Source organism: Caballeronia sp. M1242, assembly GCF_017220215.1.
Lineage (GTDB): Bacteria > Pseudomonadota > Gammaproteobacteria > Burkholderiales > Burkholderiaceae > Caballeronia.
Genome location: NZ_CP071131.1, coordinates 84,262 through 104,824, shown reverse-complemented (window position 1 = coordinate 104,824; position 20,563 = coordinate 84,262). Strand labels below are relative to the sequence as shown.

Sequence of the window (20,563 nt, the reverse complement as noted above, 5' to 3'; positions counted from 1 at the left end):
TCAGGCTGCGAGACGCCGTTCGGCGGAATGCGCGACCAGCGCCAGCCCGCCGCAGATGCAGAAATAAATCAGGCCGGCGGCGGCATAGGCTTCCATCGGCTGATAGGTGCTGGCGGCGACGTTCTGTGCCGTGCGCGTGACTTCCGCCACGCCCACCACCGAAATGAGCGACGAAGCCTTGATGAGCAGCACCATTTCGTTGACGAGCGAGGGCAGCGTCGAGCGCACGACCTGCGGAATCTGGATGCGCACGAGTCGGTCGAGCGGCGATAAGCCGAGCATGACGGCAGCTTCGTTCTGACCCGGCGGCAGACTGGCGAAGCCGCCCCGCAGAATCTCCGCGATATACGCCGCCGCGCATAACGACACCGCGCTGATGGCCGCGATCAGCGGCGGCGCGTTGATGCCGATAAACGGCAGCAGGTAATACACGAGCAGCAGTTGCACGAGGAGGGGCACACCGCGGAACACGCGCACGTACACGACCGCGGCGACATAGAGCCCGTGCGCTGCGGAGAGATTCGCCGCACACACGGCCAGCGCAATGACGAAGCCGATGACCAGGCCTGCCGCCGATACACCCAGCGTCGTCAGCGCCGCGTGCTGCAGCAGCGGAAGGGCGTCCGTGAAGGCCTCGATGCTGAACATGTCGCGCGCTTCAGTACGCGGGCGCGGGCATCGTCGCGGGCAGATCCACGGCCACGCCGAACCATTTCTTCTGCAAGCTCGCGAGCTCGCCGTTTTTGCCGAGCGTCGCGAGTGCGTCGTTGAATGCGGCGTTGAGCGACTGACTGTCGGCATCCTTGCGCATGCAATAGGCGAAGTACACCGCCGAGCCGAACGCCGGCTGCACGACCGCGAACACGTTCGGGCGTTGCTTCGCGACGTACGCAATGTTCGTCAGCGAGTTGGCGACCGCGTTCAGACGACCGGCAGCCAGGTCGGCATAGGCCTGATTGTTATCGACGTACTCACGCACGGTGACACCTGGCTTGAGCGTCTCGGCGTAGCTCTTGAGTTGTGCGTTCTGTGCGCTGCTTTTCTGCGCGCCCACGGTCTTGCCCGCGATGTCCGCGCTCTTCGTGATACTGGCGTCCTTCGCGCGCTTCAGAAGCGCATCGGTGGCATCGGCGATAGGCGAAGTGAAAGCGTAGCGCTCCATGCGCGCCTTTGTGACAGTGAGCGGGCCCGCGACCATGTCGAACTTGCCCGCGTCCAGACCGGGCAACACGCTGTCCCACGGCAGATCGATGAACCGCACCTTCACGCCCATGATCTTGCCGACCGCGGCGAACAGGTCCTTGTTGAAGCCGGCCTGTTGACCGTTCTCAATGAAGTCGAACGGCGCGAACTGCATCTCGGTGCCGACTGACAGTTCCCCCTGTTTCTTCACACGCGAAAGCAGGTCGTCCGCATGTGCGGACACGCTGCCCGCGACGAACATTACCGCGAGGAGATAGCGTTTCCAGTGTCTGATGGTGTTCATCGATGTGCCCTGAGCTAATGGTTCGCGCCGTCGTGCAGCGCCGAGACATAACTTATCTCGCCGATAAACTCGGAAAAATATTGTTTATCGATGTAATGCAAAGCCATTGACTATGCGCGTCCGGATATTCGGCTCATCGATGTGCATGACGCCCTGACACGGCGAGTCTATGCACCACGAGGGCGATCAAGGGTACGGCTTACTCGACATGAACACAAGGAATGCTACAGTAGTTATCCTAAGCAAGTAATGCCAATTGGATCGACGGATGGGCAAGATTTCACCGGATAGCATTCTCTTCGAGAAGAATGGACGGTCAGCACGTCCGAGCTGCACTGGGTAGGGCCGGCGCTTCGTTAACGGGCTCGCGAGCTACCGCCCAGGCCGGGGCCAAACAAACGGGAAGTGAGTAAGTCATGCTTTGCTGGTACGCAACTAATCGTCTGTCGCGCTAACTTCCACGGAAAACACCCGCCCACCAGGAGTAATCGCTCTCACATGTGAAGAGTCGGCAGCAGGCCGCGACGAGTCGCGGTGTCGTCGCAATGTAGGCACTCGTGAGGCGCACTCTTGCTCATGTCGTCCGAAGAACCGCGTCGGTTCGGGCCTCATCTCCGGGTGCCCCAAGCGCTCACGTATACGGAGAGTCTCGCGAATCAGCAGGCGCCTGGCGTTCGTCTTCGTTGTCGCAAGCGCGACGAAGATGTCGGGTCAACGGTCTTGTCGAGTGTCCCCGACACGAAGGATTGCAATGGCCGTCGGTTCGTCCGCGTAGGCAGGCAGCATGCAGGAATGCAGTCGAAATCGACCCGCAAGGCACACCCAGCGATGTACTTCTCGCGCCAGGGGCCATCGTAGCCGTCCAATTTGACGACCTTACGGGCGGCTGCCGCATCGTTATGTTTCTTCACGTGCGCGGCGATGAGGCTCAGATCAGACATCGCTTAACTCGTTGGAGGACTGTGACGGCGGCCGGCGTTTCCGTTTATTCAAGCGTTATGCCATCGAACCGATGGCCGCCCAGCGGACTAATCAAGTATCCGTGCACCCGCTTGGAGATGGGCTGGAACGTGTTGGCGTGGGCGATCGGCGTGTAAGGAACCTGGTCCTTGAAGACGACCTGCGCTTCTTCATACAGCTTCGTGCGCGCGCTCTGATCGGTGATAAGCCTCGCTTTCGAGAGCAGATCGTCGAACTGCTTGTTGCACCATTTCGCCATGTTGCTGCCGTGCACGGCGTCGCAGCCGAGCGTCGTGCCGAGCCAGTTGTCGGGATCGCCGTTGTCACCGAGCCAGCCGTAGAGGATGGCGTCGTGCTCGCCATTGATTTTCGCGCGCTTGTTGTACTCGGCCCATTCGTAAGTCACGATGTTCGCCTTGACGCCGATCTTCGCCCAGTCGGACTGGATGAGCTGCGCCATCAGCCGCGCGTTCGGGTTGTAGCCGCGCTGCACAGGCATGGCCCAGAGCGTGATGGCGAAACCATCCGGAAACCCTGCCTCCTTCAGTAACGCTCGCGCACGCGCCGGATCATAGGGCGCGTCTTTCAACGCCTTGTTATACGACCATTGCGATGGCGGCATCGGGTTGGTCGCGACCGTCGCGGCGCCTTCGTACACGGACTTGATGATCGCCTGTTTGTCGATAGCCATGTCGAGCGCGCGGCGCACCTGCACGTTGTCGAGCGGCTTGTGCGTTGTGTTGTATCCGACGTAAGCGACGTTGAAGCCCACGCCCGACAGCACCGCAAGATTGGGCTTCTTATTGGCGCTCGCAATATCGGCCGGCCGCGCGAACGACGTGAGCTGACATTCGCCGCTCTCCAGCTTTTGTTCGCGCACGGCAGCGTCCGGCGTGATCGAGAAGACGAGCTTGTCGATGTGCACGTCCTTGCGGTTCCAGAAAGTCGGATTCGCGTCGTAGCGAATTGTCGAATCCTTCTGGTAATCGCGGAAGACAAACGCGCCCGTGCCCACGGGCTTCTGATTGAAGTCCTCGACCTTGCCGGCCTTGAGCAACTGCGCAGCATATTCTGCCGATACGACCGATGCGAATTCCATCGCCACATTGCGCACGAACACGACGTCCGGCGTCTTGAGCGTGAAGCGCACGGTGTAATCGTCCAGCTTCTCGACGGACGCGATGTTTTTGTCGTAGCCGAGGTCAGTCAGATACGGGAAGCTGACCGGATGCGCTTTCTGAAAGGGCTCGTTCGGGTCGATCATGCGTTTGAAAGTGAACACGACATCGTCCGCATTGAAGTCGCGCGTCGGCTTGAAGTAGGACGTCGATTGGAACTTCACACCGTGACGCAGATGAAACGTGAAGGTCTTCGCATCCGGTGACGCGTCCCACGTCTCGGCGAGACCCGGCGTGAGATCCAGCGTGCCGCGCTTGAATTCGACCAGCGTGTCGAAGACGGCGTGCGCGCCGGCATCGAAGTCCGTGCTGGTCGTGTATTGCGCGGAATCGAAACCGGCGGGACTACCTTCGGAGCAGAACACGAGCGTCTTGCTTGCTGCTTGCGCGGATTGCGGCGCGGCGCTGAATGCGGCCAGCGCGATAAGCGCTGAGAGGGCGACGAAGCGCATTGGCGCGGCCCATGCACTGCGTGTTGCGGCGATTGTTGTCATTGTCGCTTTAGCACGAGAAGGGTTGTCATCCCGCGTGAGAGCGGGTTCGATCGCATACTTTACCAACAGGAGCAAGCGCGCACATATTCCGTCGCTGCAGAACAGGTCGATGCCTGGCTGCCCAGCGATCATCAACGCAGGCCTCGATTCACAACCCGATGACGACTCGCCTAGAACCTCACCCGCACGCCGCCAAACGCCGCCACTTGCCGGTTCGTCGACGATGCGGCGCCGGCGTCGGCGATAGCAGCAATCGTTCGATAGCCGGTGCCGACGCGTGTCGATGCATCGCCTGCGGCGAGCTGATAGACGCCCGACAGATACACGTCGGTACGCTTCGACAATGCGTAATCGACGCCCAGCGTGAACTGATGCCAGCGCGGCTTCAGGGTCGCGCCGTTCGTGCCGGGCAGACTGTAAGCGCGGCCGTCGGTGAACGTGTAGACGCCTACGAGCGTCGTCGCCGGCGTGAGGCTGTAACGTCCGTTGACGTCGTAGTTATTGAACTTGCGCGAGGAGCCGTCGTTGTAGTCGAGCTGCGTGTGACTCCACGCGAAGCCGATCGTCGCCAGCGATCCGATCGCATAATTGCCGCCCGCCACGGTGATCTGCTGACGCGCGACCCCACCGTTGAGGCCATAGAAGAGCGCGCCGCTGTAGTCATCGCCGGATGTCGTCGATGCACCGCCGATCGCGCCGCTCGTATTCGTCGTCGCGTTCGGATGGTCTAGCCGCACATAACCCGCGCCGAGCGACAACGGCCCGCGCCCGTAACTTGCCGATACGCCCCACGCGCGGTTGTTGCCGAAGCCCGCGCCCGCGCCGTTGTTGGCCTGATTGCTGAAGGCATACAGTGCATCGACGGTTAAGCCCGCGATGGTATCGCTCTTGAACTTCACCGCGTTGTTGATGCGGAACGTCTGGTTCAGATTGTCGTTATCACCGACGTGCGTGGCGGGCGACCAGAACCCCGGCCCTGCGAAGAGGGCGACGAGATCGGTGTTCGGATCGTATTGACGCCCGAGCGTCAGCGTGCCGATGCCTTTCTTTCCCACGCCCGCATACGCTTGCCGCCCGAACTCGCGTCCACCTTGCGCGAGCGTGCCGTCGTTGACGCGATAGCCGTTTTCGAGCGTGAACAGCGCCGTATAGCCTCCGCCCAGATCTTCGACGCCCTTGATGCCCCAGCGGCTGCCGTTGAGCTTGCCGCTGGTCGCCTGGACGTTCGAGGCTCCGCGCTGGTTGTTCGTGTAAGCGATGCCGGCATCGATCAACCCGTAGAGCGTCACCGAACTTTGTGCCTGAGCAATCCCGGAGAGGGCGACCATCAAGCCAGCAGCGCTGGCGAGTTCGACTCGTTTCATTCGATTCCTTTTGTAAGTGTTAACCAGGAGTTTTCGGCGGAAGGCGATCTTACGGTCACGCTTACCGATGCCGAACGAACGAATTCTGATTTGTAATGTCGACGCGGGTCGATTTGCAATGCGAAGCATTTGTGAAACCGAACCGATGTGCGCAAGGGCAAGCCATCGTGTCGGCAATTCGCGCGGTGCCAAACCGAACTTCGGCTATGACCAGCTGGCCTCCCCGATCCTTCCACCGTTCAGGCCGCGCGGCGGTCATCACGCGATGGGTCGCGCGCGAGCGCCCGACGTTGCGCGCCCTGTCGAGGCAACTCGCAGCAGCACGCGAACAGTACACGCGCAATTCGTGCAAACGAAAAGTTCTATTCCCAGGATCGCAGGGCTGCACAAAGGGCCGCTTCTCTTCTATTCGACTCTGGCGGATGCGCGGTTCCAAGGTTAGGCGTCAAATATGTTTATGAACTTTGCTTCGTTGCCTCACATGTCATGGCGACCGTAAGCTTTCCAATCTATCGCGATGCCGCCCGCCCGTATGCACGCTGCGCCGGACCACCCTAAAGGCCGGGGGCATCGCGTCTTCTGTCTGCTCGGGGAATTCCATTCGATGAACGTGAAACGACCGGCGCTCACACGCGCTTTGGCCATAGTCGTGACGATCGCATCAAGCGCGGCGATCACCGCCTGCGGCAAATCGGAGTCCGCGACATCCACGCACGCGGCTGCAAGACAACCAGCGACGGGCGGCGATCTCACCTGGGGCGTGACGACCGAACCCGCTTGCTTCGATCCGCATCGTTCGTCGCAGCAGAACTCGTTCTGGGTCATCCGCAATTACATCGATTCCCTCGTCTCGAAGCGCACCGACGGCACCTACGCGCCGTGGCTCGCGAAGTCGTGGAGCATTGCCGACGACGGCAAGAGCTACACATTCACGCTGCGCGACGACGTGAAGTTCACCGACGGCTCGCCGTTCAATGCTGACGCGGTGAAAGCCAACTTCGACTACATCCTTGAGGAACGTCAGCACGACATCGGCGTCCGCGTCGCTGCTCGTAGCGTTCGATCACGTCGAAGTGGTGTCGCCTTACGTCGCCAGGCTCGTGATGAAGCAGGCCGATTCCACGACGCTCGAATCGCTCTCGAGCGTCAAGCTCGGCTTCATCTCGCCGAAGGCGCTCGCCGAGAACAAGGACCTGTGCGGCGGGGGACCGGGCATCGTCGGGACCGGGCCTTTCGTGTTCAAGTCGTATCAGCGCGGACAGCAGGCGACCTTCGAACGCAATCCCGATTATCGATGGGCGCCCGACAACGCAGCGCATCGCGGACCGGCCTATCTCGATCGCGTCACTTATCGGTTCTTGCCTGAGGCGGCCGTGCGAACCGGCGCGCTGAGTTCGGGGCAGGTCGATCTGATCGAAGGCGTGCAGCCCACAGACATCGCCGTGTTCGACAAGGTCGATGGCTTCCAGTACGTGCACGGTCCGTCCGCGACCACATCGTTCACGCTGAACATCAACTACACGGTGCCGCCCGCCAACGACGTCCGCGTGCGGCGCGCGCTGCGCGACGGCTTCGACCTCGACGCCATCGTGAAGAGCGTGTATCTCGGCACGGTGCGGCGCGCATGGTCGAACATCGGTCCGGACAATCCGGACTACGCGAAACAACTCGAGGGTTCATGGGGCAACAAGATCGCCGACGCGAACCGTCTGCTCGACCAAGCCGGATGGACCGCGCGCGACAAGGATGGGTTTCGCACGAAGGACGGAAAGCGGCTAACGATCGAAGTCGGTTATCCCCAACCTTACGTCCGCGACAGCCGTGACGTGCTGATCCGTGCGGTGCAGTCGGCGCTGCGGCAGAACATCGGACTCGATCTGAACCTGCGCATCACGACCGCGGGCGACTTCGCCAATCAGAAGGCGACCGGCGTGTGGTTCATCTATCCGAACACGGACAACCCGTCCGATGTCGCGATGGAACTGTGGGACATGCTCGGCGACAAGGGCTTCTTGTATAACGCCATTCCTGCCTCCGACAAGAAGATCACTGGCGACATCGACCGCGCGCGCCTGATGCCGATCGGCGATGAACGGCGCAAGCTACTCGGCGAGATTCAGGCGCGTGCCGTCGATCAGGCGTTCATCGTGCCGCTGTTCGCGCCGGTGTATCACCTCGCGTCGAAGTCGAATGTCCATGGCATCGGTTTCGAACCGCAACTCGACGGCCCGGCGAGCGCTTACGACATCTGGATCGACAAACAGGGAGCGTGAGATGCGCAGACAGATTGCGACGCGCCTGCTGACGGGATTGCTCGTGCTGTGGCTCGCGGCGTCGGTGGCTTTCATCGCGATACATGCGCTGCCCGGACGCATCGAGGACGTGCTCGCGGGCGATCTCGCGTATCCCGGCTTGCGCGAGGCGATCGCCGCGCAGTGGGGCCTCGATCACAGTCTGCCGTGGCAATACGGGCAATTCCTGCTGCGGCTCGCGCATGGCGACCTGGGCACGTCGTTCGTGATGCAGCAGCCGGTGCTCGACGTGCTGCGCAGCCAGCTTTGGCCGACGATGCAGCTCGCATTGTCTGCCGGCGCGCTTGCGCTCGTGCTCGCCATTGGGGTGGCGACGGTGACGGCGGGCGGGGAGGGCACGCGTGGGGCGTGGGGCGCGCTCGGTGCGCGATGCGCGTCGCTGATCGAGCTCACGTTCACGTCGACGCCGGTGTTCTGGCTCGGCATGTTGCTGCTGATCGCGTTCTCCTTTCAGTTGCGGCTCTTTCCCGTATCGGGGGCGAACGGCTGGCGCGCGCTTGTCCTGCCCGCCGTGACATTGGCATTGCCGACCGCCGGGATCCTCTCGCAAGTGATGCGTGAATCGATCGAAGCGGCACTGGCGAAACCATTTGTCACGACGATACGTGCGCGCGGCGTGTCCGAACTCGTTCTGCGCGCGCGTCATGTGCTGCGCCATGCCTTGCTGCCTGTCGTGACGCTCGGCGGCTGGCTGATCGGCAGCCTGCTCGGCGGCGCGGTCATCACTGAAAAAATGTTCGGCAGGCCTGGCATCGGCAGCGTGACGCTCAACGCGGTGACATCGCAAGACGTGCCGGTGGTGTTGGCCGTCGTGCTGCTCGCGGCGTTCGTGCATGTCGTCATTTCGACGGTGCTCGACATCGCCTATCTCTTCATCGATCCGAGGTTGCGCAGACAATGAGCACCGCTATTAGTACCGCATTCGCGCGGGGGCGCGCGCCGCTACCCGCGGGCGTGATGATCGCCATGGCGTTTCTTGTCGCGCTCGGCATGGCGATGGCCTTTCCTCGCATCGTGACGCCGTTCGATCCGCTCGTGAGCGACGTTGCCGCGACGCTGCAGCCGCCCGACGCGCAGCACTGGTTCGGCACCGATCGCATCGGGCGCGACGTGCTGTCCCGCGTGATACATGGCGCGCGCTATTCGTTGCTGATCGGACTCGCGAGCATGACCGTGAGCCTCGCGATCGGGCTCGTCGTCGGCCTCTTTGCGGGCTTGTCGAACCGTCTCGCCGCTGAAGCCGCGTCGCGCGTGTTCGACGTGCTCTCCGCATTTCCGCCAATTCTGTTGTCGCTCTTCGTCGTGACCTTCCTCGGACAGGGCATCGTCAATATCGCCATTGCCGTGGGTATCGCGGGCATTCCGAAGTTCGGGCGCGTGCTGCGTTCGCAGGCGCTTGTCGTGCGCCACGCGGATTACGTCACGCACGCGGTGAGTTTCGGTCTGTCGCGCATGCAGATTTTCTTTCGCCATGTGCTGCCGAACGTGCTCGTCGCGGTGCCGGTCATCGCGACGATCGATATCGGCAGCGCGATCATCGCCGTCTCGGGACTGAGCTTTCTCGGGCTCGGTCCGCAACCGCCGACGCCCGAGTGGGGCGTGATGCTCGCCGAAGGACGCGACGTGTTGCGCGTCGCATGGTGGCCGAGCGTGTTTCCGGGCATGGCGATCACGTTGACCGTCTTGTCGTTCGCGGTCATCGGCCGCTTCCTGCAACGCAAGTTCGAGGTGCGCGCATGAAGCCGCAGGCATCGATGACGGATCGGCCGCTCGTGGAGGTTCGCGGGCTGTCCATCGGTTTCGCGAATGCGAACGGCGGCACGCCGCTCGTGAAGGGCGTCGATCTGACGATCCGGCCCGGAGAATGCGTCGCGCTCGTCGGCGAGTCCGGCTCGGGCAAAAGTCTTACGGCGCGCAGTCTGATCGGTCTCGCGGGGCGCGGGGCGCGGATCGGCGCCGAACGCTTCGAGATCGCCGGACGCGACGCGCTCGCGTTTGCCGAGCGCGACTGGCGTGGCTTGCGGGGTCGGTTTGCCGGACTGGTGATGCAGGACGCGCTCGTCTCGCTCGATCCGCTCCGCACGATCGGCGCGGAGATCGAGGAGGTGCTCGCGCATCATCGCGTGCTGCGCTCGCGCGCCGATAGACGTGCGCGGGTGCACGACGTGATGACGGATGTCGGCATTCCCGAACCGGCAATGCGTGCTCGGCAATACGCGCACGAACTCTCGGGCGGCCTGCGCCAGCGCGCGCTGATCGCGTCGGCGATCGCGGCCGGCCCGGCGCTTGTCATCGCTGACGAACCGACCACCGCGCTCGATGTGACCGTGCAGGCGCAAGTGCTAGCGGTGCTTGGCGAGCGTCTCGCTCAGGGCGTGGGCGTCTTGCTCATCAGCCATGATCTGGCGGTGGTCGCGGGCATCGCGGATCGCGTGCTCGTGATGCACGGCGGCACGGTCGTCGACAGCGGCGCGACGCGCGACGTGCTGCAGCATCCGTCGCACGACTACACGCGGCAGTTGCTGGCCGCCCAGCCATCGCTCGAGTCGCGCGGGCATCGGCTGAGTTCGGCGCGCATGGCCGTCACGACGGGCGGAGCGATGCCGGCGATCGTACGGGATCAGATGCCGCCTCGGGCGGCTCCGTCGGATCGCGCGGTGCTCGATGTGATGGGTATCGGCAAGACCTATGGACGGCGCGGCAGGGCGCGCGACCAACGATTCACCGCGCTCGACGATGTGTCGTTTCGCGTGCGCGAGGGGGAAGTGCTTGGCATCATCGGCGAATCGGGATCGGGCAAAAGTACTTGCGGGAATATCGTGCTGGGGTTGCTCGCGCCCGATCGCGGGGCCGTGCGTTTCCTGGGGCGTGAATGGAACGGCGCCGGTATCGGCGAGACCGCGCGTAGTGCGCTGCGCTCCCGCATGCAATATATCCCGCAGGATCCGTTGAGTTCGTTCGATCCGCGGCATGCCGTGCGCGAATTGCTTTCCGAGGGGCTGCATTCGCGAGGTCTTTCGAAGGCGGCGGCCCTCGATAGCAGCGTCGAATTACTGGAGCAGGTCGGGCTAAGCGCGGCGTATCTGGACCGGCGGCCGATGTCGCTTTCCGGCGGGCAGCGGCAGCGCGTGGCGATCGCGCGGGCGCTTGCGCCGGAGCCGGCGCTGATCGTCTGCGACGAGCCGGTTTCCGCGCTCGATGTTTATGTGCAGGCGCAGGTGCTCGATCTGCTGGTGTCCTTGCAAGCCCGCCATGCGACCGCGCTGCTCTTTATCTCGCATGACCTCGATGTCGTGGGCCATCTGTGCGATCGAGTGCTCGTTCTCAAGTCTGGGCGCGTCGTAGAGGAGGGCGACGTGGAGGCGGTGTTCGCGCATCCGCGGCACGCCTATACACGACTGCTGAAGGCATCGGCGCCGACTTTGCGGCACGAGAACGATGAAAGACGCGATGAAGCGGCGTCCCTCGCGCGAGAACCGATGCTTTGACGCGGGGCGTCATCGGTGGCGCATTCCAAGCCGCTCCTTTGCTATGCGAGTATTGCGCGCTTCGGGGTCGGCGTCTTCGAGGGCGGCTTCAAGTTCCAGGAGCGCATCGGCGTTGGCTGGTTCGTCGAGCGCGGGCGCCGCTTCCTTGCGCACGTTGCTTGGCCGCATCGCGCAAACGGCCGCGTGCGTGCGTGGCGCTTCATCGGCATGCGACGCGCGTCCTATCGCGAGGACAGAGCCCGGTTTCCTTGCTTCTTCGTCGCTTGATGATTGGCGTTCCATACGTACACTACTTCTTGTGGCGATGAACACCACGAGTCGCAGAAAAGGCAGTCACCGAGATCCCGGCCTACGCTCCACACCTATCCGGACAAGCGGTTGCCGAAAACGCGTCTCACGTTCGTCGCTTCCCCATTCGCATAAGTCGTTCCGGGGAGCAGTGGTAGTCTAGCGGGAAGCAGGAGCCGCAGTTGGGAAGTAGCCGTTTGAGCGCAGATCGAGAAGTGCAGAACACTTCGTCGCACGTTCATAGGTGTTAAGTGAGCCTCGCTGGGGAAACCGGGTCGAGGCTCTTTTTTCTCGTCTGCCGTCTCACGGCATCCGAGCATTGCTTCTGTCGCCCTGACCTGTTTCGGCGGTTTGCTGCTTGACGGCTTGTAACAAGGTGGCCGGTTTCGGGCGGGACATCACCGATTCCGCGGACGCGGTTGAGCGTGTCGTATTTTGAATTGCTTTCCCTAACACAAGACCGATATGGACGAACAGCTTGAAGCGCGCTACGCCGAAATCCTAGCGACGACGCACCCATCTTTCCTAGATCCTTCTGTAGCAAAGACGCGAGGGCTTTCTACGCCCTTTCTCGTGAACGGTCCCAAAGACCCGGGCGCACCGCGCATAATGGTGATCGGCAGGGAATTCGGCGGCAAGCATTGGCACATAAGCGCCGAGGGTGGTGGGGTGAACGCATACGTGGCAAAGGCACTTGCCAAGCATCGCGCATCCTTCGACAAATGGCTCGCGAAAAATGGGGACGGCGGCACCACCTTCTTCAACTTCATGCGCGCTCTAGCAGATCGGTTCGATCCAGGCGGACTGATCTACTCAAACCTGTTTTGCATCGATGCCGGTGGAAGGAACCCCAGCGGCTCGGAATACTTTCCCGAGATCAAGCGCCTTTCCAAACGGCTGCTGGAAGTACAGTTCGACCACTTTCAGCCAGACGTCGTTATCTTCGCGCACGGGTCAGCGTCGGCGGCCACCAGGCGCGAATTTTTTCCGACCAAGGGAGTCGGAAGAGTCTGCGTGGGGCGCCGCGATTGGGAGGACGTCGGGATTCCTAACATGCAGCTCTGGGAGTTCGAGATGTACGGGAAGCTCTTGTGCTACCGAATTCAACACCCGGCAAACTGGAGAGGGAAGGCAGGGGCTGAGGCGGCAAAGGCTCGTCGGCATCTACTTGACCTCCTGACCCGGACGCTACCCCAAAAGCCGTTGCCGGTCGTCGCGCCGGTGGCCGAGGCGGGTGCTTCCACTGTCGCCTATTCGCGCCCATGAAACAACGTGTACGGGTGAAACTGCTTAAGAGGCGACAGGCTCTGTCCCATTCGGCCCGTAAGTTAGCCGCCGGAACCAAGCGATATGCGCGGGATGACAGTCTGTCACAGATGGCTGCCATCTATGCTGAGCATCGTGAGTTGTTCAAGCGACTCGGGGACGCGTGACGGTTGCGTCTGATAACTGGTTAGCGTGGCAGTGCCCTGCCTTGGCGGCTACGCGGCGATGCCAGCAACCTTCCAAGGTTCGTCGCGCGAGATAACAACGTCCCTCCGCTCGGCCTCTTTCTCACCGTGCTTTGAAGCGACAATGGCCATACATGTACGGGTCACTGTACATGTTCGTCGGTGTGTGCGTTAGAGTTGTACCTATAACGGTACAGATTAGTCACCGAGGAGGACATATGCGCACCATCCCGTTCACCGACGCTCGCGCCAATCTGAAGCGCGTTATTGATCAGGTAGTTGAGGATGTGGAAGTGACGCTCATCACCCGCCGCGACGCGCCAAATGCCGTTGTCATGTCGCAAGAGCACTACGACAGCTTGATGGAAACGGTTCATCTTCTGCGCTCCCCCGCGAACGCAGCCCATCTGGAGCGCTCAATTGCGCAAGCACGCACGGGCAAGGTGAAGGCCCGCAAGTTAGTTGACGACACCGAATGAACGGCGCGTTGAACATCATGTGGACTGCCGAGGCGTGGGACGATTACTTCTACTGGCAGAGTCAGGACAAGAAGACCCTAAGCGCATTAATCAACTTATCAAAGAGGTGCAGCGCTCGCCGTTCGAAGGCATCGGTAAGCCTGAGCCGCTGAAAGAGTACCTAAGTGGATTTTGGTCCCGTCGCATTGATGAAACGAATCGGCTGGTCTACGAAGTGGCAAACACGCAAATCACTATCATTTCGTGCCGCTACCACTACTGACGACCGACACCGCATAGCCGGACGGGGCGCTACTGGGCCCTGAGCAAATTCTCGTTATTGAATAGGTCTGGCCATTGCGGGTTGTCCCATAGGTGGTCCCCACATTGCACGGTGGCGCTCGTCTTGCCGCGTTTGCCCGACACGAGACCGGCCGGGCCAGCCTCATAGCGCCGACACGAGCGGCTGATCTGCCTCACACACAGATTCAGCCGCTCGGCGCCTGGTAACAAGCCAGTCGACCGTGGACGACCGCCTCGATGACTTTGATCCGTTCCAGTTCGCGCATGCTTGCCGAGAACAGTCCACGCCTGTTCATGATTGAGCCCTCGACGACGCATCGACCAAGCATGCGCCCAAGAGCGGAAATCGGACATTTCTAGCGAGCCTGAATAGGACATTACGATATAGCCGCTACAACGTATAACTACGCTAATTTGCATTATGTAAACCCTCGCGTCTGAACGGCAAGCCCGCTGCCGCGATGGGCATCATGCTCGCCAGCGGCGCAAACGCGCTGTCGGTCGCGAAGGCCGTGCGCGCACAACTCGCGTTGTTGCAAAAGCGGATGCCCGGCGGCGTGCAACTGAGCGTTCCGCACGACACGACACCTTTCGTTTTCGCGTCATCGCCGAGAGACGGACGTGGTCGAACGTCGCTGATGCCTGCTGGCGTCTCCTGACCGCCCGGCCCCAGCCCGCCCTCGCTCCCGACGACTTCCGTGCCGCGTCCCGATCACACGCGGGGCATTCCCACGCGAGCCGACGCCGTCCTCACACAACCGCGCTGCCGATTCCAAACGCCTCACCGCCCGGCCGAGTACGCATGCCTGGCGCAAGACGCGTCCACGGCAAGTCGGCAGGATCGGCCACCATCGGACCGGGCGCCTTCGCAACAAGAACAGCCTGCGCGATCGGCTCGAAATCCGCACGAAAATGGACCGAGCTCTTGTTAACCAGAATCTTCATGTCCTCCGGCTGAATGCCTGCGACGCGATACAGATTGCGATCCAGCATCTGCGCCTTGCCCGAACTCACCGCAATCAGCACGCCATCGAAACGCAGACAGGCCACCGGGCCGAGCTCGGCCTGCATGCCGTTCATCATCGGGCCGTCGTACCGGCAACGTCCGTCCGAAAGCGATACCACCTCGAATACACCCGTGAACGGCGCATCGCCCGGCACGCTGGATTGCCCGCCCAGCGACAGTTCCAGCCGGGCACCGACGCCCGCACGATGCGCCGCCGCGGCCGCCGCCGGGTCGTAGATCAGCCCGAAGGCCGCGCCGGTCGCGCCATTGCGTACCAGCGCGCGCAGCATCTCCATCGTGTTGGCGTCGCCGCCCGCGCCGGGATTGTCCTGCGTATCCGCGATGACGACCGGACGGCTCGCGCCTTCCGACAGGCGCATCGCTTCGCGCACGGCTTCGTCGGGCGAGAGGAACGGCACGCACCAGGCGAGCTCGTCGTCGAGCATGCGGCGATACAGCGACCCGACGGCAGCGTGCGCGGCCTCCGCCGAATGCGCGTAAGCCCAGATCACCGGTCCACATTCGGCGAAATCCGCCGCCGGAAAGCCCGGCGCGAACGACGCGGACACCACCGTGCCCGCCTCCGCCGCGTTCACGGCGTCGTACATGCCGCGCGACGGTTCGAGCAACGTGCACATGCCGTTGATCGGAATCAGGAACGGCAGCCGTCGTGACGCGCCATGCAGCGTCTCGCCCGCCAGGAGCCGTTCGAGCAGCGAGGCCGCGCGCGCGCCGGTATCCGCCATATCGACGTGCGGATACGTGCGGTATGCGACGAGCGCATCGGCGTTCTGCAACATGCGCTCCGTGACGTTCGCGTGCAGATCAAGCGAAGCGACGATCGGCACATCGCGCCCGACCGTCTGGCGCACACGCGCAAGCAGCTCGCCTTCGCCGTCGTCGACATGCTCGGCGACCATCGCGCCATGCAGATCGAGATAGACCGCATCGAAGTCACGCGTGCGCGCCGCGTCGACGATTTCGCCCACGATGCGCTCGAAGGCGTCGCGCGTGACGTGCGCCGACGGACTCGCGCCCGCCCAGATCACCGGCACGAGCATGTGCCCCGACGCTTGCGCCGCCCGAATGAATCCGCCTGCCGGAATGTTGACGTCGCGCAGCGCGAGCACGTCGTCGCCGCGGCACATCAGCGGAAAGCCTTCGCCGCGCTCGAAGTTTTCGTAGGCGGCCTTCGATGGCGCGAACGTGTTCGTCTCGTGCTGAAAGCCGGCAATGAGAATGGTGCGGTTGGTGGGACTGGAACTCGGCAAGATGGACACCTCTCGTTTTCGTTGTCTGTTCGATGAATGAGCGAAGGTCACGCCGCACGCGCGGGACGCATGGCGATCAGCACGAGTGCACCGATGGCGAGCAGCGCGACCATCACGTACAAGCCGGCGTGCAGGCTGCCGGTCGCGCTTTGCGCCCAGCCGATGATCGTCGGGCTGAGAAAGCCGCCGATGAGCCCGATGGTGTTGATGAGCGCAATTCCGCCCGAAGCGGCGTCGCCCTTCAGATGCTCGGAAGGCATCGCCCAGAACACCGTGTAGGCGCACCACATCATTGCGGTCGCGATGGTCATGCAGCTCAGCGATATCGCGAGATCGCCGCCGAAGAAGGTGGCGAGCGCGAGCGCCAGAGAGCCGACGAGAGCCGGAACCGCGCTGTGATAGCGCCGCTCGCCGCGCCGGTCGGAACTGCGCCCGATGACGATCATCGCGATGGCGGCGGCGGCATACGGAATCGCGGAATACAGACCGATCTGCATCGTGTCCTTCACGCCCGCCGCCTTGATGATGGACGGCAGCCAGAAGCTCACGGCGTAGATGCCGCAGATGAAGCAGAAGTACGGCACGGCCATCAGATAGACACGCGGATCGCGCGCCACCTGCACAAACGAATGATGACCGCCGGACGTATCGAGATCGGACGCCAGCAGGCGTTTTTCATCGTCGGAAAGCCAGCGCGCGTCGGCGGGACGGTCGGCGAGCACGAACAGCGCAAGCACGCCGAACAGCACGCACGGCAGGCCTTCGACGAGGAACATCCACTGCCAACCGTCGAGACCGTGCGCGCCGGAGAACGACGTCATGATCCACGTCGAGAGCGGCCCGCCGAACGCGCCGCCGATCGGCCCCGCGAGCATCACGATCGCCATTACCTGTGCCATGCGCGCGCGGCCGTACCAGTACGTCAGATAGAAAATCATGCCGGGCGCGAAGCCGGCCTCGAACACGCCGAGCAGAAAGCGCATGGCATAGAAGGTCGTTTCGCTGCGCACGAACAGCATCGCCGCCGAGGTCACGCCCCAGAGAATCATGATCCGGCTGATGGTCTTGCGTGCGCCGACCTTCGGCAGCAAAAGATTGCTGGGAACTTCGAACAGCACATAGCCGAGAAAGAAGATGCCCGCGCCGAGGCCATACACCGCGTCGGAGAAGCCGAGATCGCTCTGCATCTGCAGTTTCGCGAATCCGATATTGACCCGGTCGAGATACGCGAACGTATAGCAAAGCAGCAGGAACGGAAGCAGCCGCCAGTCGAGCTTGCGATACAGCGCCGCGTGCAGTTCGGTGATCTGCGTGGAGGGAATGGCGGACAAGGGCGTTCTCCGATGACGTTTCGGTCGTGTGTGAAATCATCTTTAACAGCCAAAATGCGACGAGCAAGAGCAACCGAAGTCGGCTATCGTTGCCTCCTGGGCAACGCTTGTAACAGGTGTCGGAATGCGCGAACTGAATCAGCGAAGGCTGCGGTATTTCCACGAAGTGCTCACGCAAGGCTCCATTCGCGCGGCGGCGGACAGCCTCAACACGGCTGCATCCGTCATCACGCGGCAGATCCGCTTGCTGGAGGAAGAAGTCGGCGCGCCGCTGTTCGAGCGACAGGCGCGCGGCGTGAAACCGACCGAAGCGGCGGCGCACCTTCTCGAATACTGGCGCGGCTGCCAGGCGCAGCAGGAGCAGCTCGAAGACCGGTTGCGGGCGTTGCACGGCCTGCAGCGGGGGCACATCCGGCTGGCGGTCAGCGAGGGTTATATCGACGGCCTCATGGAAGAAGTCCTGAGTGACTTCCATATGCACTACCCGAAGCTCGATGTGGCCGTCGACATACTGCCCGTCAACGACGTGCTCGAAGAAGTCGCTCAGAGCCGCGCGCACATCGGCCTCGCGTACAACCCGCCGGCGCATCCCGACATCGTGTATCGGGCGACGTCGTCGCAGCCTGTCGTGCTTCTGGTCAATGCGGCGCATCCGCTTGCGAAACGCGGCGGCGCCGTCACCATCGCCGAGATGTTGCGGTATCCGCTCGCGCTGATGCCGCCGGCCTTCGGTCTCGGACAGGTCATCGCAATGCTCGCCTACACGGAAAATATCGAGGTGCGACCGACGCTCGTCACCAACTCGCTGCAGGTGCTGCGCCAGTTCGTGACCCGGGGCGAAGGTGCGACTTTGATCGGCGCGTTCTCCGTGTATCGGGAAATCGATGCGGGCGAACTGGTCGCGTTGCCCATCCTTCATCCGCTGTTCGAAGCGGCGAAAGCGCGCATCCTCGTGAAAGCGCGGCGGCCGCTTTCCGGCGCGGCGGAAGAACTACTGAACTGGATCCTGCAGCGGATGAGCGTGTTCGCGGCGAGCGCCTGAGACGTGCCGCGTGGCGGCGATCTGGGCGTTGACACGATGCGCTCGACGCGCTATTGTCCGACAACCTGATTAATCGCCGATGCAATGCTTGAACTCGAAAGACCTGACTCGCTGGTGCAGCGAGTAGTGGGAGCGATCCGCGCGGAGATTCAGGCGGGCAACTTCCCCGCCGAATCTCGCTTGCCGACCGAGCAGCAACTCTCGGAACGGCTCAGCGTCAGCCGCTCGGTTGTTCGCGAAGCCATCGCTCAGTTGAAGTCCGATGGCGTGCTGGTCGCACGCCGCGGCGCGGGCTCGTTCATTTCTGGCACACCTTCCGGCACGGTCTTTCGCCTTCCGAGCCACGACGGTAGCCGCATCGATCTACCGCAACTGTTCGAGTTTCGACTGTGGATAGAGACGCAGGCAGCCACTGCGGCGGCGCGGCGTCGGACGCGCGCGGACCTGAAGCATATGAGCGATGCGATCCGCCAGATGGAGCTGAAGCGCAATGATTCGAAGGCGGCGTCGGCGGCGGACGTCGCTTTTCATCGCGCGATCGCGGCGGCGACCAAAAACGACTACTTCGTCGCGTTCCACGATTTCCTGCATAGCCAGCTCGCCATCGCGCGGCGCGCGCAGTGGGAAAAGACGGCGCACCATGCCGGCGACTTTGCCTGGCGCGAGCACGGTGAACTGTTCGACGCCATCGAGCGCGGCGATTGTGTCGAGGCCGCCGCCTCGGCCGAGCGCCACTTGCGCGCCGCGGCAAAGCGACAAGGCATAGACCTGCCCCGCAACGACTGACGTGATGGCGCCTGCGTTTCAAGCAGCGCCATAAAACTTCCAGTACTTTGTCTGACAACCTGATTTTCCGACTACCGAACGCTTCACCCGCATTTCCGATACGAACCAAATACAACCGGAGACATTCAGTGAAAGAGCAAGTCCAGGCCCGAAGATATTTCAAGCACCTCCCGCTCGCCGGGCTCGCCGCCGCGTGCGCGTTGACGGCTGCCGACAAGGCGAATGCGCAAGGCAGCCTGACGCTATACGGCATCCTCGACGAGGGCGTGAACTATACGAGCAACGTGCAGACGAGCCCCGGTAACGGTCACAACCTGTTCAATTTGTCGAGCGGCATCCTGAGCGGCAGCCGCTGGGGGCTGCGCGGCGTGGAAGACATGGGCGGCGGCCTGAAAGCGATCGTGGTGCTGGAGAACGGTTTCGACGTAAACAACGGGCGGATGGGCCAGGGGTCGCTCGAATTCGGTCGCCAGGCGTATGCCGGACTCTCGACGAACGCCGGATCCGTCATGCTGGGCCGCCAGTACGACCCGGTCGTCGACTATGTGCATGCGCTGATGCCGAGCGCGATGTTCTCGGGAAGCATCGGCGCGCATCCGGCGGACCTCGACAATCTGAACAACGCGAACCGCGTGAACAATGCGGTCAAGTACCGCACGGTCAATCTGAACGGCTTCTCGGCCGAAGGGCTGTATAGCTTCGGCGGCGTGCCCGGCAGCGTCGGCACGAACCAGATCTGGTCGATAGGCGTCGGCTATTCGAGCGGTCCGCTCAACGTCGGGGCCGGCTATCTCAACGCGCGCAACCCGAACGCTTCGTTCTTCGGCACGGCGGTCGGCGCCACGGCGGCGACCAACAACTTCGGCAGCTCCCCGGTGATCAATGGTTATGCGTCGGCGCAAACCCAGCAGATCATCGGCGCCGGCGCGACCTACGCGATCGGCCGTGCGACGCTGGGCGCCATCTACTCGAACACCCGGTTCAAGGACTTGAGCGGCACCGTATCCGTCCTGAACCCGGCCGGAGCCAGCGGCACCGCGACCTTCAACAGCGGCGAACTCGACTTCCAGTATCAATTGACGCCGGCGCTGTCGCTCGGCGCGGCCTACAGCTACACGAAAAGCAGCGGCGCGCATGACGCCACGTATCACCAGGGCGCGCTCGCCGCCGACTACGCGGTCTCCAAGCGGACCGACTTCTATCTGATCGGCGTCTTGCAACACGCGTCGGGCACCGACTCGACCGGTCACGCGGCGCGGGCGGCGCTCAACGGCCTCACACCGTCGTCGTCGGATCAGCAGGCCGCCGTCCGCTTCGCCGTGCGTCACAAGTTCTGACGCGTCGC

The 20,563-nt window shown here is 62.8% G+C and carries 17 protein-coding genes and 2 pseudogenes; 12 read left to right on the top strand and 7 right to left on the bottom strand.

Going from position 1 to position 20,563, the window contains the following annotated elements; translation table 11 throughout:
• From JYK05_RS20000 to JYK05_RS19980, 5 genes are all read right to left on the bottom strand, one after another.
• Entirely contained in the window at positions 1-648 is a 648-nt protein-coding gene (locus tag JYK05_RS20000; RefSeq protein ID WP_206470267.1) for an amino acid ABC transporter permease, read from the bottom strand.
• A 10-nt stretch (positions 649-658) separates the two neighbouring features.
• A complete protein-coding gene (locus JYK05_RS19995) occupies positions 659-1,486 on the bottom strand; it encodes a transporter substrate-binding domain-containing protein (RefSeq protein ID WP_206470266.1) in 828 nt (275 codons plus the stop codon).
• 656 nt (positions 1,487-2,142) lie between these two features.
• A complete protein-coding gene (locus tag JYK05_RS19990; protein ID WP_206470264.1) occupies positions 2,143-2,427 on the bottom strand; it encodes a hypothetical protein in 285 nt (94 codons plus the stop codon).
• Between the two features lie 44 nt (positions 2,428-2,471).
• Entirely contained in the window at positions 2,472-4,076 is a 1,605-nt protein-coding gene (locus tag JYK05_RS19985; RefSeq protein WP_241270061.1) for an ABC transporter substrate-binding protein, read from the bottom strand.
• Between the two features lie 212 nt (positions 4,077-4,288).
• Positions 4,289-5,482: a porin gene (locus tag JYK05_RS19980; protein ID WP_206470263.1), complete on the bottom strand. Its 1,194-nt coding sequence runs from the start codon at positions 5,480-5,482 to the stop codon at positions 4,289-4,291.
• A gap of 517 nt (positions 5,483-5,999) precedes the next feature.
• Between JYK05_RS19980 and JYK05_RS26540 the strand changes: the two are divergent.
• The 9 genes and pseudogenes from JYK05_RS26540 to JYK05_RS19940 form a co-directional block, all read left to right on the top strand.
• Positions 6,000-6,443: pseudogene (locus JYK05_RS26540) on the top strand (ABC transporter substrate-binding protein); the annotation flags it as partial.
• Positions 6,444-6,492: 49 nt separating this feature from the next.
• Positions 6,493-7,755 (top strand): ABC transporter substrate-binding protein, encoded by a 1,263-nt coding sequence (locus tag JYK05_RS19975; protein ID WP_256443440.1) that lies wholly within the window; start codon positions 6,493-6,495, stop codon positions 7,753-7,755.
• Between the two features lies 1 nt (position 7,756).
• Complete coding sequence (locus JYK05_RS19970; RefSeq protein ID WP_206470262.1) at positions 7,757-8,695, top strand: ABC transporter permease; 939 nt, start codon at positions 7,757-7,759, stop codon at positions 8,693-8,695.
• Complete coding sequence (locus tag JYK05_RS19965; RefSeq protein ID WP_206470261.1) at positions 8,692-9,534, top strand: ABC transporter permease; 843 nt, start codon at positions 8,692-8,694, stop codon at positions 9,532-9,534. The genes JYK05_RS19970 and JYK05_RS19965 overlap by 4 nt, the downstream gene beginning before the upstream one ends.
• Positions 9,531-11,282, top strand: a complete 1,752-nt coding sequence (locus JYK05_RS19960) for an ABC transporter ATP-binding protein (protein WP_241270060.1) — start codon at positions 9,531-9,533, stop codon at positions 11,280-11,282. The genes JYK05_RS19965 and JYK05_RS19960 overlap by 4 nt, the downstream gene beginning before the upstream one ends.
• Before the next feature lie 753 nt (positions 11,283-12,035).
• Positions 12,036-12,836, top strand: coding sequence for a hypothetical protein (locus JYK05_RS19955; RefSeq protein ID WP_206470260.1), 801 nt, complete (start codon positions 12,036-12,038; stop codon positions 12,834-12,836).
• A gap of 403 nt (positions 12,837-13,239) precedes the next feature.
• Positions 13,240-13,500: a type II toxin-antitoxin system Phd/YefM family antitoxin gene (locus JYK05_RS19950; RefSeq protein ID WP_175943033.1), complete on the top strand. Its 261-nt coding sequence runs from the start codon at positions 13,240-13,242 to the stop codon at positions 13,498-13,500.
• A pseudogene (locus JYK05_RS19945) lies at positions 13,497-13,762 on the top strand (Txe/YoeB family addiction module toxin). Before JYK05_RS19950 ends, JYK05_RS19945 begins: the two are co-directional and overlap by 4 nt.
• Positions 13,763-14,243: 481 nt before the next feature.
• Complete coding sequence (locus tag JYK05_RS19940) at positions 14,244-14,441, top strand: efflux RND transporter permease subunit (RefSeq protein ID WP_371826468.1); 198 nt, start codon at positions 14,244-14,246, stop codon at positions 14,439-14,441.
• Between the two features lie 91 nt (positions 14,442-14,532).
• Here JYK05_RS19940 and JYK05_RS19935 read toward each other — a convergent pair whose 3' ends face one another.
• Both JYK05_RS19935 and JYK05_RS19930 read right to left on the bottom strand, forming a co-directional pair.
• Positions 14,533-16,068: a M81 family metallopeptidase gene (locus tag JYK05_RS19935; protein ID WP_241270059.1), complete on the bottom strand. Its 1,536-nt coding sequence runs from the start codon at positions 16,066-16,068 to the stop codon at positions 14,533-14,535.
• 38 nt (positions 16,069-16,106) lie between these two features.
• A complete protein-coding gene (locus JYK05_RS19930; RefSeq protein ID WP_206470259.1) occupies positions 16,107-17,390 on the bottom strand; it encodes an MFS transporter in 1,284 nt (427 codons plus the stop codon).
• A gap of 124 nt (positions 17,391-17,514) precedes the next feature.
• Here JYK05_RS19930 and JYK05_RS19925 point away from each other — a divergent pair, with 124 nt between their 5' ends.
• The 3 genes from JYK05_RS19925 to JYK05_RS19915 all read left to right on the top strand — a co-directional run bounded on the left by JYK05_RS19925 (position 17,515) and on the right by JYK05_RS19915 (position 20,555).
• Complete coding sequence (locus tag JYK05_RS19925) at positions 17,515-18,432, top strand: LysR family transcriptional regulator (RefSeq protein WP_175943028.1); 918 nt, start codon at positions 17,515-17,517, stop codon at positions 18,430-18,432.
• A gap of 84 nt (positions 18,433-18,516) precedes the next feature.
• Positions 18,517-19,218, top strand: coding sequence for a FadR/GntR family transcriptional regulator (locus tag JYK05_RS19920; RefSeq protein WP_206470258.1), 702 nt, complete (start codon positions 18,517-18,519; stop codon positions 19,216-19,218).
• A 128-nt stretch (positions 19,219-19,346) separates the two neighbouring features.
• Positions 19,347-20,555 (top strand): porin, encoded by a 1,209-nt coding sequence (locus tag JYK05_RS19915; protein ID WP_371826467.1) that lies wholly within the window; start codon positions 19,347-19,349, stop codon positions 20,553-20,555.
• The last annotated feature ends 8 nt before the right edge of the window (positions 20,556-20,563 follow it).

Bases quoted from the DNA above. Each gene is read 5' to 3' on its own strand.
- JYK05_RS19920 (WP_206470258.1), top strand. From the start codon at position 18,517: ATGCTTGAACTCGAAAGACCTGACTCGCTGGTGCAGCGAGTAGTGGGA.
- JYK05_RS19950 (WP_175943033.1), top strand. From the start codon at position 13,240: ATGCGCACCATCCCGTTCACCGACGCTCGCGCCAATCTGAAGCGCGTT.
- JYK05_RS19960 (WP_241270060.1), top strand. From the start codon at position 9,531: ATGAAGCCGCAGGCATCGATGACGGATCGGCCGCTCGTGGAGGTTCGC.
- JYK05_RS19940 (WP_371826468.1), top strand. From the start codon at position 14,244: ATGGGCATCATGCTCGCCAGCGGCGCAAACGCGCTGTCGGTCGCGAAG.
- JYK05_RS19965 (WP_206470261.1), top strand. From the start codon at position 8,692: ATGAGCACCGCTATTAGTACCGCATTCGCGCGGGGGCGCGCGCCGCTA.
- JYK05_RS19990 (WP_206470264.1), bottom strand. From the start codon at position 2,427: ATGTCTGATCTGAGCCTCATCGCCGCGCACGTGAAGAAACATAACGAT.
- JYK05_RS19955 (WP_206470260.1), top strand. From the start codon at position 12,036: ATGGACGAACAGCTTGAAGCGCGCTACGCCGAAATCCTAGCGACGACG.
- JYK05_RS19985 (WP_241270061.1), bottom strand. From the start codon at position 4,076: ATGCGCTTCGTCGCCCTCTCAGCGCTTATCGCGCTGGCCGCATTCAGC.
- JYK05_RS20000 (WP_206470267.1), bottom strand. From the start codon at position 648: ATGTTCAGCATCGAGGCCTTCACGGACGCCCTTCCGCTGCTGCAGCAC.
- JYK05_RS19925 (WP_175943028.1), top strand. From the start codon at position 17,515: ATGCGCGAACTGAATCAGCGAAGGCTGCGGTATTTCCACGAAGTGCTC.
- JYK05_RS19970 (WP_206470262.1), top strand. From the start codon at position 7,757: ATGCGCAGACAGATTGCGACGCGCCTGCTGACGGGATTGCTCGTGCTG.
- JYK05_RS19980 (WP_206470263.1), bottom strand. From the start codon at position 5,482: ATGAAACGAGTCGAACTCGCCAGCGCTGCTGGCTTGATGGTCGCCCTC.
- JYK05_RS19995 (WP_206470266.1), bottom strand. From the start codon at position 1,486: ATGAACACCATCAGACACTGGAAACGCTATCTCCTCGCGGTAATGTTC.